Genomic DNA, 15,024 nt, shown 5'->3' on the forward strand with positions numbered 1-15,024 from the left:
ACGGAACGCCGGCGGCCCGTCTCCCCCGGGGGCCCGGAGGAGACGGGTCCGGATGGCCGCCGCTCACAGGAGAGCGGTGACCGTCCCGGCGCCGACCGTGCGTCCGCCCTCGCGGACCGCGAAGCCGAGCCCGGGCTCCAGCGGCAGGTCCCGGCCCAGCTCCACGGTCATGGTGACCGTGTCGCCGGGGCGCGCCACCGCTCTCTCGCCGAGGTCGACGGTCCCGGTGACGTCGGCGGTACGGAGGTGGAACTGCGGCCGGTAGCCGGTGGCGATGGGGGTGGTGCGGCCGCCCTCGCGCGCCGACAGGACGTGCACCCGCGCGGCGAAGCGGCGGCTCGGGGTGAGGGTGCCTGGCGCCGCGACGACCTGGCCGCGCCGCACCGCGCCGCGCGGCACCCCGCGCAGCAGCAGCGCCACGCTGTCGCCCGCCTCGGCGGACTCCATCGGCCTGCCGAAGGTCTCCAGACCGGTGACGACGCTCTCCACCCCGGCGCCGGGCACCTCCACCCGGTCCCCGACGCGGACGGTGCCGCGCTCGACGGCGCCGGTGACGACCGTGCCGCGGCCGGTGAGGGTCAGCACCCTCTCCACGGGCAGCAGGAACGGCGCGTCCGTGCGGCGCTCCGGCAGCGGCACATAGGTGTCGACCGCGTCCAGCAGGGCCTCGATCGACGCCGTCCAGCGCGGCTGGCCCGTCAGCGCTCCGAGTCCCGAGACGCGGACGACGGGCACCGAGTCGCCGCCGTATCCGTGCGCCGAGAGCAGGTCGCGCACCTCCAGCTCGACCAGGTCGGTCGGCTCGTCGTCGGCTGCGTCCGCCTTGGTGAGGGCGACCACGATGTGGTCCACGCCCACCTGGCGGGCGAGCAGCACGTGCTCGGCGGTCTGCGGCCCGACCCCGTCGAGCGCGGAGACGACGAGGATCGCCCCATCGAGCTGGGCGGCCCCGGTGACCATGTTCTTGACGTAGTCGGCGTGGCCGGGCATGTCGACGTGGGCGTAGTGGCGGGTGTCGGTCTCGTACTCGACGTGCGCGAGGGCGATGGTGATGCCCCGCGCGGCCTCCTCCGGCGCCCGGTCGATCCGGTCGGGGGGAAGGAACGTGCCGGTGCCGCGTTCGGCGAGGACCTTGGTGAGGGCGGCGGTCAACGTGGTCTTGCCGTGGTCGACATGGCCCATCGTGCCGATGTTGAGGTGGGGCTTGGTGCGTACGTACGGCGTCCTGGGCATGGCTGTGTCCCTGGGTGTCCCTGCGCGGAGGTGGGGCCCCTGAGTCCGGCCGACCCTCCCCCCGCGGGGTCCGCCGGTCTCTCCGGGAAGGGTCAGCTTCGGGCGCCGCAGAAGGGCACCGCGACGACGAACGCCGCCCTCACGAGGACAGCCTCCGGCGCGTCCGCGACGGCGGACGGCGCTGCGGGGGAGGCGGGCCGGCACATGCCGCCGATGGTGCCCCGGCCCCGGCCGGGAGTCGAATGGTTTTCGGCCGCGGGGCCGAGCGGGAGCGGGCGATCGGGGGGCGTGTTCCGACGGGTCCCGGGCGCGGTGGCCGGCCTTCCGCCGGGCTGAGCGCATGCGGCAGTGCACGGCGGTGGGCGGCCGGGGCCGCCCGGCGGTCGGCCGCGGTCAGCGCCTTCGCCGCACCGGCCGGGGAAGCGGGCGAACAGGGGCCGGGCCCGCCGCGCGAGGGGCGCGGCGGCTCGCGTACGGGCCGTCGCGCGAGGCCCGTTACGGCGATCACATGCCCGCGTCGGTTAGTCTCCCCGGATGCTCGACGACGCCGTCCGCCCGTCCGCCGGGCTCGCCGTACGCTGCGCCAGGGCCCTGCTCTCACCCTGGTCGCGCCTCGCCCTGCTGGTGCTGGTGCTCGCGGCGGCCGCCACGACCGTACTGCTCCTGGAGCCGCAGCGGCTGCTCGCCGACGGCCTGCCGCACCGGATCGGGGGCGGCGCCGCGGTCGTCCTGTTCGGGGTGGCGTACGGCCTGTGCACCGCCGCGTTCGTACCACGCCCGCTGCTCAACCTGGCCGCGGGCGCGATCTTCGGCTCGCAGGCGGGGCTGCCGTCCGCGCTCGCCGGGACGGTGCTCGGGGCCGGGATCTCCTTCGGGCTCGGCCGGATGCTCGGCCAGGACGCCCTCCGCCCCCTCCTGCGGGGCCGCTGGCTGAAGGCGGTGGACGGCCAGCTCAGCCGGCACGGCTTCCGCTCGATGCTGGCGATCCGCCTCTTCCCCGGGGTGCCGTTCGCCGCGGCCAACTACTGCGCGGCCGTCTCACGGATGGGCTGGCTGCCCTTCCTGCTGGCGACGGGGCTCGGCTCGGTGCCCAACACGGCGGCGTACGTGGTCGCGGGCAGCCGGGCGGCGTCCCCGACCTCGCCGGTGTTCCTGGTCGCGATGGCGTTCATCGGGGTGTCGGGGCTGGGCGCGGCGGCGGTGGCGTGGCGCAAGCGGCACCGGCTGGGCGGGCGGGCGGCGGCGCAGGGGCGGACGGCCGAGGGCGCCGGGCAGCCGGCGCCCGACAGGACCGCATAACTCCCGGTTCATCTGCGGCCTGTACGCTGCCCTGCGACCGGCCGCCGATCACATGGTCATACCGGCTGTTCGGATCGTCGTGCCCGCAACCGTCTTCAGCATCCGGGATGGCCCTCGCCCCATGTCTTGGTTCGAATCGTTCATCCTCGGGCTCGTCCAGGGGCTGACGGAGTTCCTGCCGATCTCCTCCAGCGCGCACCTCCGCCTCACCGCGGCCTTCGCCGACTGGCAGGACCCGGGGCCCGCGTTCACCGCGATCACGCAGATCGGCACCGAGACGGCCGTCCTCATCTACTTCCGCAAGGACATCGTCCGGATCATCGGGGCCTGGTTCCGCTCGCTCACGGACCGCCGGATGCGCTCCGACCAGGACGCCCGGATGGGCTGGCTGGTCATCGTGGGCTCGATCCCGATCGGGGTGCTCGGCATCGTCCTCAAGGACCAGATCGACACCACCTTCCGCGATCTGCGGGTCATCGCCACGACGCTGGTCGTGATGGGCGTCGTCCTCGGCATCGCCGACCGCCGCGCCGCCCGCGACGAGGCGGGCGGCCGCCACCGCGCGGTCAAGGAGCGCAAGTCGCTCCGGGACCTGAGCGTCAAGGACGGCCTGGTCTACGGAATGTGCCAGGCCATGGCCCTGATCCCGGGCGTCTCCCGCTCGGGCGCCACCATCAGCGGCGGTCTGCTGATGGGCTACACCCGCGAGTCCGCGGCCCGCTACTCCTTCCTGCTCGCCATCCCGGCGGTGCTGGCGTCCGGCGTCTTCGAGCTGAAGGACGCGGGCGGCGAGGGGCAGGCCCCGGTGGCCGAGACCCTCTTCGCCACGGTGGTCGCCTTCGGTGTCGGATATGTCGTCATCGCCTGGTTCATGAAGTTCATCTCCAGCAAGAGCTTCATGCCGTTCGTCGTCTACCGGATCCTGCTCGGCCTCGCCCTCTTCGCCCTGGTCGCCGCGGGCACCCTCAGCCCGCACGCGGGGGAGATCGCGGGCGGCTGACCGGGGCCGGGGCCCTCACGTCCCGAAGGACCCGTGCCGTCCCGCGCCCCGCGCGAACCGGGCCGCCCCCTCGGCCGCCCGCTCCAGTGACCGCAGGCCGTGCGCGAGTTCGCCCCGCAGCGCCTCCGGCTCGGACAGGCCCTCCTGTTCGAGCAGCGAGAGGCGGTCCTCGCGCAGGCACAGCTGGGGGAACGCGGCGATCCGCGCCGCCAGCTCCTCGGCCGCGGCGCGGGCCGTCCCGGGCGGCACCACCCGGTCGGCGAGCCCGATCGCGAGCGCCTCGGCCGCGTCGACCGGGCGCCCGGTCAGGACCAGGTCCATGGCCCGGCCCGCGCCGATCAGCCGGGGCAGCCGTACCGTACCGCCGTCGATCAGCGGCACGCCCCATCGGCGGCAGAAGACGCCGAAGACCGCGTCCTGTTCGGCCACCCGCAGATCGCACCAGAGCGCGAGCTCGAGTCCGCCCGCCACGGCGTGTCCCGCGACGGCCGCGATCACCGGCTTGGTGAGCCGCATCCGGGTGGGGCCCATCGGACCGTCGCCGTCCTCGCTCACCGTGTTGCCGCCGGTGGTGCCGATCGCCTTGAGGTCGGCGCCGGCGCAGAACGTGCCGCCCTCTCCCCACAGCACCGCGACCGCGGCCTCGTCGTCGGCCTCGAACGCCCGGAAGGCATCGGCGAGGGCGCGGGCGGTCGGCCCGTCGACCGCGTTGCGCGCCTGCGGGCGGGAGAGCACCACCGTGGTGACGGGACCGGCGCGCTCACTGCGGACGGCGGGACCGGCGGCTTCGCTGGGTACGGTCATGGCGCCCACGGGTAGCACGCGACGCCGCGCGCCCACAAGAGCGGGCCCGGCCGGACCGGCGGCCGCCGGGGCCCTTGGCCCCTCGCGCCCGCTGCCCGACACTGTGGCGATGACCCAGCGTGTGGAACTCGCGACCGTGATGGACCGGCTCGCCATCGATGAGATCGTCACCGGCTACGCGGCCGCCGTCGACGACGCCGACTGGTCCGCGTACGGGGAGCTGTTCACCCCGGACGGGCGCGCCGACTACCGCGCCGCGGGCGGCACAGAGGGGCCGGCGGCGCAGGTCGCGGCCTGGCTCGCGGAGACGATGCGGCTCTTCCCCGTCCGCCAGCATCTGATCGTCAACCGGCTGCTCACCCTCCAGGACCTCGGCGGCTACCCCGGCGACCGGGCCCGGGTGCGGGCCGACTACCTCAACCCGATGCGGTTCGGCGCCGGGGAGAACGGCGGCGCGGGCCCGGTGGAGCCCAACTTCTTCTCCGGCGGCCGGTACGACTTCGGGCTGCTGCGCACCGACGCGGGCTGGCGGCTGCGCGAGGTGACCGTGCACGAGAAGTGGCGGCATGTGTCGGGGGCGCTCGCCGGCCGGTGAGCGGGCGTACCGCGGCGCGGCGGGGGCAGACTCGCCGCGTGCAGGACCCCGGTGGGCGCGACCGCCCATGTGCCGCACACTGAAGGACGCACACCAGGACAGGCGCCCGGGCGGGAACCACCGCTCACGGGCGGGGCGAGGAGAGCGCTGCATGCGAGTACCGGCCGGACTGCGACACCGTCTCACGGGGCCGCGCCACCTGCTGACGGTGTCGCGGTGGTGGCGGGGCGCGGCCGCGGTGCTCGCCGGGGCGCTCCCGGCGCTGGCGTTCCCGGCGCCGGGCCTGTGGTGGTTCGCTTACGTGGCGCTCGTACCGTGGCTGCTGCTGATCCGGTCGGCGCGCGACGGACGGCGGGCCGCCCTCGACGGCTGGCTGGGCGGCACCGGCTTCATGCTGGCGGTACACCACTGGCTGATGCCGAGCCTGACGGTCTTCATCGTCGTCCTGGCGGCCCTCCTCGGGCTGCTGTGGGCGCCCTGGGGTGTCCTCGTGCGCTCCCTGCTCGGCGGCCCCGGCGCGGGCGCGCCCTCCCCGCGGCGCGCCGCGGCCGCGCTCGCCGTGCTGCCCTCCGGCTGGCTGATGGTCGAACTGGTCCGCTCCTGGCAGGGGTTGGGCGGCCCGTGGGGCGTGCTCGGCTCCAGCCAGTGGCAGGTGCCGATGGGCCTGCGCCTCGCCTCGGTCGGCGGGGTGTGGCTGGTGAGCCTGGTGGTGGTCGCCGTCAACGTCGCGGTGACGGTCCTGCTCGTCTCCCGGCCGGCTCGTACGCCGGTGGTGGCCGCGGTCCTCGCGGGTGCCGTCGCCGTCGGGGCCCTGTGGGCCTGGGCGCCCCGTCCGGAGAAGGCGGGCCGGGCGCGGATCGCGGTCGTGCAGCCGGGTGTCGTCGAGGGCCCCGACGCCCGCTTCGCCCGCAGCGAGACGCTGACCCGGTCGCTGGCCGGGCAGGACGTGGACCTGGTGGTGTGGGGCGAGAGCAGCGTCGGTTCGGACCTGACGGCCCGGCCGGACCTCGCGGCCAGGATCGCCTCGCTCTCGCGGGCGGTGGGCGCGGACATCCTGGTGAACGTGGACGCCCGCCGCGCCGACCGGCCCGGCATCTTCAAGAGCTCGGTCCTGGTCGGCCCGGACGGCCCGACCGGCGACCGCTACGACAAGATGCGGCTGGTGCCGTTCGGCGAGTACATCCCGGCGCGTTCGCTGCTCGGCTGGGCCACCTCCGTCGGCAAGGCCGCGGGCGAGGACCGGCGCCGGGGGACGACGCCGGTGGTGATGACGCTGCCGGACGGGCTGCGGATCGGCCCGCTGGTCTGCTTCGAGTCGGCGTTCCCCGACATGAGCCGCCATCTGGTGCGCGAGGGCGCCCGGCTGGTCGTCGCCCAGTCCTCGACCTCCTCGTTCCAGCACAGCTGGGCCCCCGCGCAGCACGCCTCGCTGGCCGCGCTGCGCGCCGCCGAGACGGGCCGCCCGGCCGTGCACGCCACGCTCACCGGGATCAGCGCGGTGTACGGCCCGGACGGCGAGCGGATCGGCCACTGGCTCGGCACCGAGCGCAGCACGGCCGCCGTCTACGACGTGCCGCTCGCCGAGGGCAGCACCCTCTACCTCCGGTTCGGCGACTGGGCGGTGTACGCGGCGCTGCTCGTCGTCGCCGCGTACGGCGCCCTCGTCGGGCGGCGCTCGTTCAGGAGGCCTGCTCCAGAGCCTCCCGTACCACCCGCTCGCACAGCTCGTGCGTCGCAAGAGCGTCCCGTGCACTGAGCAGCTTGCCGGCCCGGACGGCGTCGAGGAAGGAGTGCACGGCCTGCTCGATGCCGCGCTGGCGGGCCACCGGCACCCAGTCGCCGCGCCGGCGCACGGTCGGCTGGCCCTTGTGGTCGACGACGTCGGCCAGGTTCAGCACCTGCCGCTTGGTGTCCTGTCCGGAGACCTCCAGGATCTCCTCGGTGGAGCCGTTCAGCCGGTTCATGGTGCCGATGGCGGTGAAGCCGTCGCCGGAGAGCTGGAGGACGACGTGCTCCATCAGGCCGTCGCGGACCCGGGCGCGCACCACCGTGTGCTCGACGGGTCCCGGCGCCAGGAAGCGCAGGGTGTCCACGACGTGGATGAAGTCGTCCAGGACCAGGGTGCGCGGGTCCTCGGGGAGGCCGACGCGGTTCTTCTGCATCAGGATCAGTTCGCGCGGGTGCTCGGCGCACTGCGCGTAGCCGGGGGCGAGACGCCGGTTGAAGCCGACGGCCAGGCTCACCCCGCGCTCCTCGGCGAGCTCCACGAGGCGCTGGGAGTCGGCGAGTTCGTACGCCAGCGGCTTGTCGACGTAGGTCGGCACGCCCGCTTCGAGGAGCCGGGTCACGATCGCCGGGTGCACGGCGGTCGGCGCGTGCACGAAGGCGGCGTCCAGGCCCTCGGCGAGGAGCGCGTCGAGCTCCGTGTGGCGCTGGGCGAGCGGGAGGTGGTGGGTGTCGGCGACCCGCGTCAGAGTGGCGGGGGTACGGGTCTGCAGATGCAGCTCCGTCCCCGGCAGAGTGGTCAGGACCGGCAGATAGGCCTTCTGCGCGATGTCCCCGAGTCCGATGCAGCCGACCTTCACGAAGTCTCCTGTCGCCGTCCGGCATCCTGCTTCCTTGCCTGGTCAGCATACGGGGGCCGGGCCACGGCCGACCGGCGGCGGCGGACGGGCCGACGGGCGATAACCCGTGGCGGTCGCGGGCGTGATCCGTGAGGATGGCCGCCATGACGACGACTGAGACGCCCGAACGCCAGGAACCCGCCCTCGACGCCGACGAGCTGACGATGCTCGTGGGCTGGCTGGAGTACCACCGCGAGACCCTCGCCCTGAAGTGCGCGGGGCTCACCGACGAACAGCTGAGGTCCGCCTCCATGCCGCCCTCGGGGCTGACCCTGATGGGCCTGGTACGGCATATGGCGGAGGTCGAACAGCACTGGTTCACCAATGTGTTCGGTGGTGGGGAGGGCGCGCCGCACTACTTCACCGACGAGGACCCGGACGGCGACTTCCATGTCGGCCCCGAGGACACCTTCGAGGAGGCGCTCGCCACCTGGCAGGGCGAGATCGCCGCGTCCCGCGCCCGCGCCGAGGGCCACGGCCTCGACGAGCTGAGCGCCGGCACCTCCCGGGGCGGTCAGCACTTCAACCTGCGCTGGATCTACACCCACATGATCGAGGAGTACGCGCGCCACAACGGCCACGCCGACCTGCTGCGCGAGGGCGTCGACGGCACCACCGGCGACTGAGCCGGGGCGCTCCGGCCCCTCGGCGTCACCCCGCGCCGTCACTCGTGCGGGCCAATCCCGGCCCGCACGCGCGCGCAAGGGGCCTAGCACCCAGCAGAGTTGAGCGGGTGCACCGAACCCGTACCGCAGTGAGGCTCCTCGTCGGGGTGGCCGCCCTGGCCGTTTCCGGATGTGTCACCGTCGAGCACGGCCCCGCCCCGGGGCCGCCCCCGACGCCGGGCCGCCCGGCGACCGGGCAGGCCGACCGGAACGTGCGGCCCCAGGTCGTCCAGGCGCCCGTCCGCGAGGCCCTGGAGGCGGCGCTGCCGCCGGACCCGGCGCCCCGGACCCCCGCCGCGCACCCGGCCCCCGCGCCCGTCCCGCGTCCCCGCGCCCATCCGCCGGCGCCGCGTCCCCATCCGCACCCTCATCCGCGTCCCGCGCCGCATCCGGCCGTGCCCCGGGTGCCCGCTCCCCCGCCGATCATCGGGGACGACGTCTGCGACCTGGGCCGGTCGCTGGGCGGCTGGCGGCCGGACAGCCCGGAGGCACGCATCTGCGAGGGGACCTACGGCAGGTAACGACAGGCCGGGGAGCCGCGCCGGAGCCTCAGCCCGATTGTCGGTGCGGGCGGTTAGCGTCGAGGCGACGGGATGCGTACGACAGGCTCGCGGAGGCCGTAGTGACGGAGCAGCAGGAGGCGTCGGAGGACGTCGTCATGACCCGGATCGGGCAGGCACTGATGCTCCTGCACGGCGGCGACCGGGAGGAGGCGCGCAACCGCTTCGGTGTCATCTGGGCCGAGATCGGCGAGCACGGCGACCCGCTGCACCGCTGCACGCTGGCGCACTACATGGCGGACGCGCAGGACGACGTGGGCGACGAACTCGCCTGGGACCTGCGGGCCTTGGCGGCGGCCGACGCGCTGGGCCAGGACCGGCTCGACGCGCACCACGCCTCGCTCGCGGTCCGCGCCTTCTACCCCTCGCTCCATCTGAACCTGGCGGCGGACTACGTGAAGCTGCACCGCCCGGACGCCGCCCGCGTCCATCTGGACCGGGCGCACACCGCCCTGGACGCCCTGGCCGACGACGCGTACGGCAACGGGATCCGCGCCGCCCTCGACCGGCTGGAGCGGCGGCTCGAAGGCGCCTGACCCCCTGGAAGCCGGGCGCCCGCGAGGTCCGTCGCGCGGGCGCCCCGGGCGGGGTCAGCCCAGGTCCGGGATGCGCCAGTCGATCGCCTCGTGGCCCTGCGCGGCGACCGCCTCGTTGATCTGGGTGAAGGGCCGCGAGCCGAAGAACCGCTTGGCCGACAGCGGCGAGGGGTGGGCGCCCTTCACCACGACGTGCCGCTCCTCGTCGATGAGGGGGAGCTTCTTCTGCGCGTAGTTCCCCCAGAGCACGAAGACCGCCGGGTCCGGGCGGGCGGCGACCGCGCGGATCACCGCGTCGGTGAACTTCTCCCAGCCCTTGGCCTTGTGGGAGTTGGCCTCGCCCTCGCGGACGGTCAGCACCGCGTTGAGCAGCAGGACGCCCTGCTCGGCCCAGGGCATCAGATAGCCGTTGTCCGGCACCGGGTGGCCGAGCTCCTCGTGCATCTCCTTGTAGATGTTCCGCAGCGACGGCGGCGTCCGCACGCCCGGCCGCACCGAGAAGCACAGCCCGTGGCCCTGGCCCGGGCCGTGGTACGGGTCCTGGCCGAGGACCAGGACCTTCACCTTGTCGTACGGAGTCGCGTCGAGGGCGGCGAAGACCTCCTCGCGCGGCGGGTAGACGGGACCCTTCGCCCGCTCCTCCTCGATGAAGTCGGTGAGCTCCTTGAAGTACGGCTTCTGGAGCTCCTCGCCGAGGACGCCGCGCCAGGACTCGGGCAGCATGGCGATGTCGGTCACGTCAACAACCTCCGTGGGATGTCCGGCCCCGCACCCTGCGGTGCGAGTTACCGAAAAACCTACCGGCCGCCACTGACAACGTCTGCCGCGCCCGCCCCGCCGGGCCTCCTACCAGCTGGTCTTGCGGTGCAGCTCCCACATGCACATGACCGTCTGGGGGTCGATGGCGCGCTCGCCGCCCGCGATCTCGTCGCTGGCCGCCACGTAGAGCTTGCCCTGCCACAGCGGCAGCAGCCGCACGTCGTCGGAGAGCACGTCCTGGGCCCGCTCGAACTTCTTGCTGACCGCGCCCCGGTCGGAGACCTCGCGCGTCTGCGGGATCAGCTGGTCGACGATCTCCTGGGGCTCGTACGGGGTGCCGACCGCGTTCTCCTTGCCGACGAAGGGCGCGATGAAGTTGTCCGGGTCCGGGAAGTCCGGGAACCAGCCGCGCCCGAAGACGGGGTACTCCCCGTCCTGCATCCCCTGCGTATAGGCCTTCCAGGGGCGGTTCTGGAGGGTGACCCGGAACAGCCCGGAGGCCTCCAGCTGCCGCTTGATCTCGGCGAACTCCAGGGCCGTGGAGGAGCCGTAGCGGTCGGTGGTGTACCACAGGCTCAACGGCACCGGGTCGGTGATCCCGGCGCGCCGCAGGATGCCCTTGGCCTTGGGGACGCTGGGGGCGCCGAAGGAGTCGAAGAAGCTCACCGTGTGCCCGGCCACGCCCTTGGGCACCATCGAGTACAGCGGCTCTGCCGTGCCCTTGTAGACCTTGGCCACCAGCGCGTCCCGGTCGACGAGCTGGGCGACGGCCCGGCGGACGGCCGGGTTGGCGGCGAGCGGGTCCTTGGGGTTGAAGACCAGGAAGCGGATCTCGGTGCCGACCGTCTCGACCAGCTGGAGCGGCTTGCCCGCGGTCTTCTCGTTCTGGACGTCCACGACCTCGTCGGCGGTCAGGCCCCGGTAGGTGACGTCGATCTGCTTCTTCTTGAGGGAGTCCACCATGGCGGCGGAGTCCTTGAAGTAGCGGATCGAGACGGCGTCGTTCTTGAGCTGGGCGAACCCCGCGTAGTGGGGGTTCTTCTTCAGCTCGGCCCGGTCGCCCGCGTGGTAGGACTCCAGCGTGTACGGGCCGGAGCCGGTGAGGCCGCCGTCGTCGCGCAGCTCGTTCGCCGGGTAGGTCTCGGGGTCCACGATGGACATGGCCGGCGCGCCCAGCACGAAGGGGAACGTGGCGTCCGGCTTGTTCAGGTGGAAGGTCACGGTCCGCTCGTCGTCGGCGGTGACCCGGTCCAGGCTGGTGAGCAGCCCCTTGGGGCCCGCCTTCACGTTGATCTTCACAATGCGGTCGATCGAGTACTTCACCGCCGCCGCGTCGATCTTGTCCCCGTTGGAGAAGACCAGGCCCCTGCGGAGCGTGCACTGGTACGTACGGCTGCCGGCGCCCTTGAAGCGGCAGCTCTCCGCCGCGTCCGGCTGGGGCGCGTTGCTGCCGGTCGGGAACGACAGGAGCGTCTGGAAGACGTTGCGGAAGAGCTCCCAGGAACCGTCCCAGGAGGCGGCCGGATCGAGGGTGCTGGGCTCGCTCACCGTGCCGACCTTGATCGTCTGCTCGGTCTCCGAACCGCTGCCGGAGAGCAGCCCGCAGCCGCTCAGCAGGGCCAACGACGACATGGACGCAAGGGCCGCGGTGGTGCGCAGGCATATGGTCCGGTTGAACACGTGCACGCTCCTCGTTCAGCCATGGGTCGGCAGACCATACCGCAGCGCCCCGCCCGGTCAACTGGGGGACCGAGCGGGGCACTTGGAACAAGGAGGGGCAAACCGGAACGCTACTCACCGGTATGAAGATCACCTCACTCCGGGCACGCGCGCGGGGGTGCCGGTGCGCGCGTGCGCGGGGCCCCATGCGCGCGGGGCGTCAGTGCACGCCCGCGCCGAGGAAGAGCCCGCCGTCGACCACCAGCGTCTGACCGGTCACCCAGGCGGACTGCTCGGAGGTGAGGAACGCCACCGCTCCCCCGATGTCCGAGGGCACCCCGAGGCGCTTGAGGGGGTAGGCCGCGGCAGCCTCCTCCTCGCGGCCCTCGTAGAGCGCCTGGGCGAACTTGGTCTTGATCACCGCGGGGGCGATCGCGTTGACCCGCACGTCCGGCGCGAACTCGTGCGCCAGCTGGAGGGTCAGGTTGACCATGGCCGCCTTGCTCATCCCGTACGCGCCGATGAAGGGCGAGGGGGCGAGGCCGGCGACGGAGGCGATGTTCACGATCGCGCCGCCGTTCTCCTTCTGCCAGGCCTTCCAGGTCTGCTGGGCGAAGCCGAGCGCGGAGATCACATTGGTCTCGAAGACCTTGCGCGCCACGTTCAGGTCGAGCTCGGCCATCGGCGAGTAGACCGGGTTGGTGCCCGCGTTGTTGACGAGGAAGTCGATCCGGCCGAAGGCCTCCATGGCGCGCTCCACGGCGACGGCCTGGTGGGCCTCGTCGTGGGCCTTGCCGGCGACGGCGACGACCCGGTCCGCGCCGAGCCGCTCGACGGCCTCCTTGAGGGCGTCCTCGCCCCGGCCGGTGATGCAGACGCGGTCGCCGCGGGCGACGAGCGCCTCGGCGACGCCGTAGCCGATGCCCCGGCTCGCGCCGGTGACCAGGGCGACCCGTCCGGAGAGCTCCGGGAGCTGGGTGTTCGTCATGATGTGCTCTCCCGGCTTCAGTTGAGGGGTCCGCCGGCCACGTACAGCACCTGGCCGGAGACGAAGCCGGCGTCGTCGCCGGTGAAGAAGGCGATAGCGTTGGCGATGTCCTCGGGCCGGCCGACGCGCTGCACGGGGATCTGGGTGGCGGCCGCGGCCTGGAAGTCCTCGAAGCCCATGCCGACCCGGGCGGCGGTCTGCGCGGTCATCTCGGTGACGATGAAGCCGGGGGCGACGGCGTTGGCGGTGACGCCGAACTTGCCGAGCTCCTTGGCCAGGGTCTTGGTGAAGCCCTGGAGGCCCGCCTTGACGGCGGAGTAGTTGGCCTGGCCGCGGTTGCCGAGCGCGGAGGACGAGGAGAGCGAGACGATACGGCCCCAGCCGGCGTCGACCATGTGCTTCTGGACGGCCTTGGCCATCAGGAACGCGCCCTTGAGGTGCACGTTCATCACGGTGTCCCAGTCGGACTCGCTCATCTTGAAGAGCAGGTTGTCCCGGAGCACGCCCGCGTTGTTGACGAGGATGGTGGGCGCCCCGAGTTCGGCGGCGACGCGCGCCACGGCGGCCTCGACCTGGGCGCTGTCGGAGACGTCGCAGCCGACGGCGATCGCCTTGCCGCCCGCCGCCGTGATCTTCTCGACGGTGTCCTTGCAGGCCGCCTCGTCGAGGTCGAGTACGGCGACCGCGCGGCCCTCGGCCGCGAGCCGGACGGCGGTCGCGGCGCCAATGCCCCGGGCCGCCCCGGTCACGATGGCGACACGCTGCTCGGTGGTGGACATGCTGTTCTCCTCGCCCTGGGGATCCGCGGCTCCTCGTCCCTGAGCAACCGCTTAGTAGCTTCAGCAGACGAGACGCTAGAAGCCCTGGCACCCGGTGTCAACGGCACACGGATCCCCCGGCGAAGGTCACACCCGCGCGGCCCGCCCGATCGGCCCTGGCGCAGGGTTCGAAAGGACCGCCCTGCGGCGTGCGGCACGCTGCCGCACCAGCCCCTAGCGCACCAGCAGGTCGAGCAGCCGCTCGGTCTCCGCCGCCGGGTCCGCGGTGAGCCCGGTGTGCACCGGGCCGGGCTGTACGACCGTCGAGCGCGGCGCGATCAGCCAGCGGAAGCGCCTGCCCGCGTCGTCGCCCGCCGCCTGCCCGGCCGCCTCGCCGCCGCCGCAGACCCCCTCGACCGCCCGCAGCGCCGCCCGCACCCCGACGACGTCCGCGTGCGGGTCGAGCGCCCTCAGCTTGGCCTCGTCCAGATGCGTACGGGCCGCGACGAAGGACCTGGCCCGGCAGTACACCAGCACCCCCGCGTTGAAGCACTCCCCGCGCTCGACGCGCGGCACCACGCGCAGCAGCGCGTACTCGAAGACATCGCGGTCGCTCACTTGCCGTCCTTCTCGCCGGACTGGCCGGTCTTGCCGTGCTTGGTGGGGTGCGGCCAGGGCTTGAGGTGGTCGGTGAGCCAGCCGGGCGCCTGCGACGGGGCGGCCTTGGCGGGCGCGTCCAGCGTGATCCGCTCGTGGATGTCGGCGGCGCGCGCCAGCAGCGGCTCCGCGTACGCCCTGCGCAGCGCGTCCGTCGCCTCGAACCCGGGCTCGTCCACCAGCCACTCGTCGGGCACCAGCGCGGTGACCTCGGCCAGCAGCTCCTCGGTCACCAGCGGCGCCAACTCCGCGGCGGCCGAGGCCACATCGGGGCCGAACGGGGCGAGGGCGTGGTCCGAGGCGTTGTACGGCTTGGCGGCCGAGGCCTGCGCGCCCGGCCAGTTGTGGTGCCAGATCATCGTGGCGCCGTGGTCGATGAGCCAGAGGTCACCGTGCCACACCAGCATGTTAGGGTTCCGCCACGAACGGTCGACGTTGTTGATCAACGCGTCGAACCAGACGACCCGGCCCGCCTCGGCGGGGCTCACCTGATAGGCGAGCGGGTCGAACCCGAGCGAACCGGGCAAGTAGTCCATTCCGAGATTCAGCCCGCCGCTCGCCTTCAGCAGCTCCTGCACCTCCTGGTCCGGCTCCGAGAGCCCGATCACGGGGTCGAGCTGGATGGCGACCAGTTCGGGTACGCGCAGGGCCAGCCGTCGGGCCAGCTCTCCGCAGATCACCTCCGCCACCAGGGTCTTGCGGCCCTGTCCGGCACCGGTGAACTTCATGACGTACGTACCGAGATCGTCGGCCTCGACGATCCCCGGGAGCGAGCCGCCCTCACGCAAGGGCGTGACATAGCGGGTCGCTGTCACTTCATTGAGCATCCGGCCAGGCTACTGGCGCGGATGCGACTGTTCGATCACCCAGCCCCCGAAGGGACGCTT

Annotated in this window: 16 protein-coding genes; 7 read left to right on the plus strand and 9 right to left on the minus strand. The window is 73.4% G+C overall.

Annotated elements, in window-relative coordinates; all coding sequences use genetic code 11:
- Positions 1–63: 63 nt before the first annotated feature.
- Positions 64–1,233, minus strand: a complete 1,170-nt coding sequence (gene tuf, locus AC069K_RS07795; protein ID WP_478613191.1) for an elongation factor Tu — start codon at positions 1,231–1,233, stop codon at positions 64–66.
- A 534-nt stretch (positions 1,234–1,767) separates the two neighbouring features.
- Here tuf and AC069K_RS07800 point away from each other — a divergent pair.
- Together AC069K_RS07800 and AC069K_RS07805 are read left to right on the plus strand one after the other, a co-directional pair.
- Positions 1,768–2,532, plus strand: a complete 765-nt coding sequence (locus AC069K_RS07800; RefSeq protein WP_478613194.1) for a TVP38/TMEM64 family protein — start codon at positions 1,768–1,770, stop codon at positions 2,530–2,532.
- A gap of 121 nt (positions 2,533–2,653) precedes the next feature.
- Complete coding sequence (locus AC069K_RS07805) at positions 2,654–3,532, plus strand: undecaprenyl-diphosphate phosphatase (RefSeq protein ID WP_365104070.1); 879 nt, start codon at positions 2,654–2,656, stop codon at positions 3,530–3,532.
- Between the two features lie 15 nt (positions 3,533–3,547).
- Here the strand turns inward: AC069K_RS07805 and AC069K_RS07810 are convergent, their stop codons facing one another.
- Entirely contained in the window at positions 3,548–4,336 is a 789-nt protein-coding gene (locus AC069K_RS07810; protein WP_478613198.1) for a crotonase/enoyl-CoA hydratase family protein, read from the minus strand.
- Positions 4,337–4,445: 109 nt separating this feature from the next.
- On the opposite strand from AC069K_RS07810, the gene AC069K_RS07815 reads away from it, so the two are divergent.
- Together AC069K_RS07815 and lnt are read left to right on the plus strand one after the other, a co-directional pair.
- Positions 4,446–4,931, plus strand: coding sequence for a nuclear transport factor 2 family protein (locus AC069K_RS07815; protein WP_365104064.1), 486 nt, complete (start codon positions 4,446–4,448; stop codon positions 4,929–4,931).
- Positions 4,932–5,082: 151 nt separating this feature from the next.
- Complete coding sequence (gene lnt / locus AC069K_RS07820) at positions 5,083–6,687, plus strand: apolipoprotein N-acyltransferase (RefSeq protein WP_478613202.1); 1,605 nt, start codon at positions 5,083–5,085, stop codon at positions 6,685–6,687.
- On the opposite strand, the gene AC069K_RS07825 is transcribed toward lnt, so the two are convergent.
- Positions 6,611–7,516, minus strand: a complete 906-nt coding sequence (locus AC069K_RS07825; RefSeq protein ID WP_365104059.1) for a Gfo/Idh/MocA family protein — start codon at positions 7,514–7,516, stop codon at positions 6,611–6,613. The genes lnt and AC069K_RS07825 overlap by 77 nt on opposite strands.
- Positions 7,517–7,659: 143 nt before the next feature.
- Here AC069K_RS07825 and AC069K_RS07830 point away from each other — a divergent pair, with 143 nt between their 5' ends.
- The 3 genes from AC069K_RS07830 to AC069K_RS07840 all read left to right on the plus strand — a co-directional run bounded on the left by AC069K_RS07830 (position 7,660) and on the right by AC069K_RS07840 (position 9,316).
- Complete coding sequence (locus tag AC069K_RS07830; protein ID WP_365104056.1) at positions 7,660–8,181, plus strand: DinB family protein; 522 nt, start codon at positions 7,660–7,662, stop codon at positions 8,179–8,181.
- A gap of 107 nt (positions 8,182–8,288) precedes the next feature.
- On the plus strand, positions 8,289–8,741 hold the full coding sequence (locus AC069K_RS07835; RefSeq protein ID WP_365104054.1) for a hypothetical protein: 453 nt from the start codon (positions 8,289–8,291) through the stop codon (positions 8,739–8,741).
- Between the two features lie 101 nt (positions 8,742–8,842).
- Positions 8,843–9,316, plus strand: a complete 474-nt coding sequence (locus tag AC069K_RS07840; RefSeq protein WP_365104051.1) for a hypothetical protein — start codon at positions 8,843–8,845, stop codon at positions 9,314–9,316.
- Positions 9,317–9,370: 54 nt separating this feature from the next.
- Here the strand turns inward: AC069K_RS07840 and AC069K_RS07845 are convergent, their stop codons facing one another.
- The 6 genes from AC069K_RS07845 to AC069K_RS07870 form a co-directional block, all read right to left on the minus strand.
- Positions 9,371–10,054 carry a uracil-DNA glycosylase gene (locus tag AC069K_RS07845; protein WP_365104048.1) on the minus strand — a complete coding sequence of 228 codons (684 nt, stop codon included), beginning with the start codon at positions 10,052–10,054 and terminating at the stop codon, positions 9,371–9,373.
- Between the two features lie 108 nt (positions 10,055–10,162).
- Entirely contained in the window at positions 10,163–11,707 is a 1,545-nt protein-coding gene (locus AC069K_RS07850; RefSeq protein WP_365104195.1) for an ABC transporter substrate-binding protein, read from the minus strand.
- 247 nt (positions 11,708–11,954) lie between these two features.
- Positions 11,955–12,722, minus strand: a complete 768-nt coding sequence (locus AC069K_RS07855) for an SDR family oxidoreductase (RefSeq protein WP_358834978.1) — start codon at positions 12,720–12,722, stop codon at positions 11,955–11,957.
- Positions 12,723–12,739: 17 nt separating this feature from the next.
- A complete protein-coding gene (fabG, locus tag AC069K_RS07860; protein ID WP_365104045.1) occupies positions 12,740–13,501 on the minus strand; it encodes a 3-oxoacyl-ACP reductase FabG in 762 nt (253 codons plus the stop codon).
- Between the two features lie 213 nt (positions 13,502–13,714).
- Positions 13,715–14,098 carry a DUF3037 domain-containing protein gene (locus AC069K_RS07865; RefSeq protein WP_358834976.1) on the minus strand — a complete coding sequence of 128 codons (384 nt, stop codon included), beginning with the start codon at positions 14,096–14,098 and terminating at the stop codon, positions 13,715–13,717.
- Positions 14,095–14,964 carry a HipA family kinase gene (locus AC069K_RS07870; RefSeq protein WP_365104039.1) on the minus strand — a complete coding sequence of 290 codons (870 nt, stop codon included), beginning with the start codon at positions 14,962–14,964 and terminating at the stop codon, positions 14,095–14,097. Before AC069K_RS07870 ends, AC069K_RS07865 begins: the two co-directional genes overlap by 4 nt.
- Between the last annotated feature and the right edge of the window lie 60 nt (positions 14,965–15,024).

Source organism: Streptomyces sp. NPDC043908, assembly GCF_056435525.1.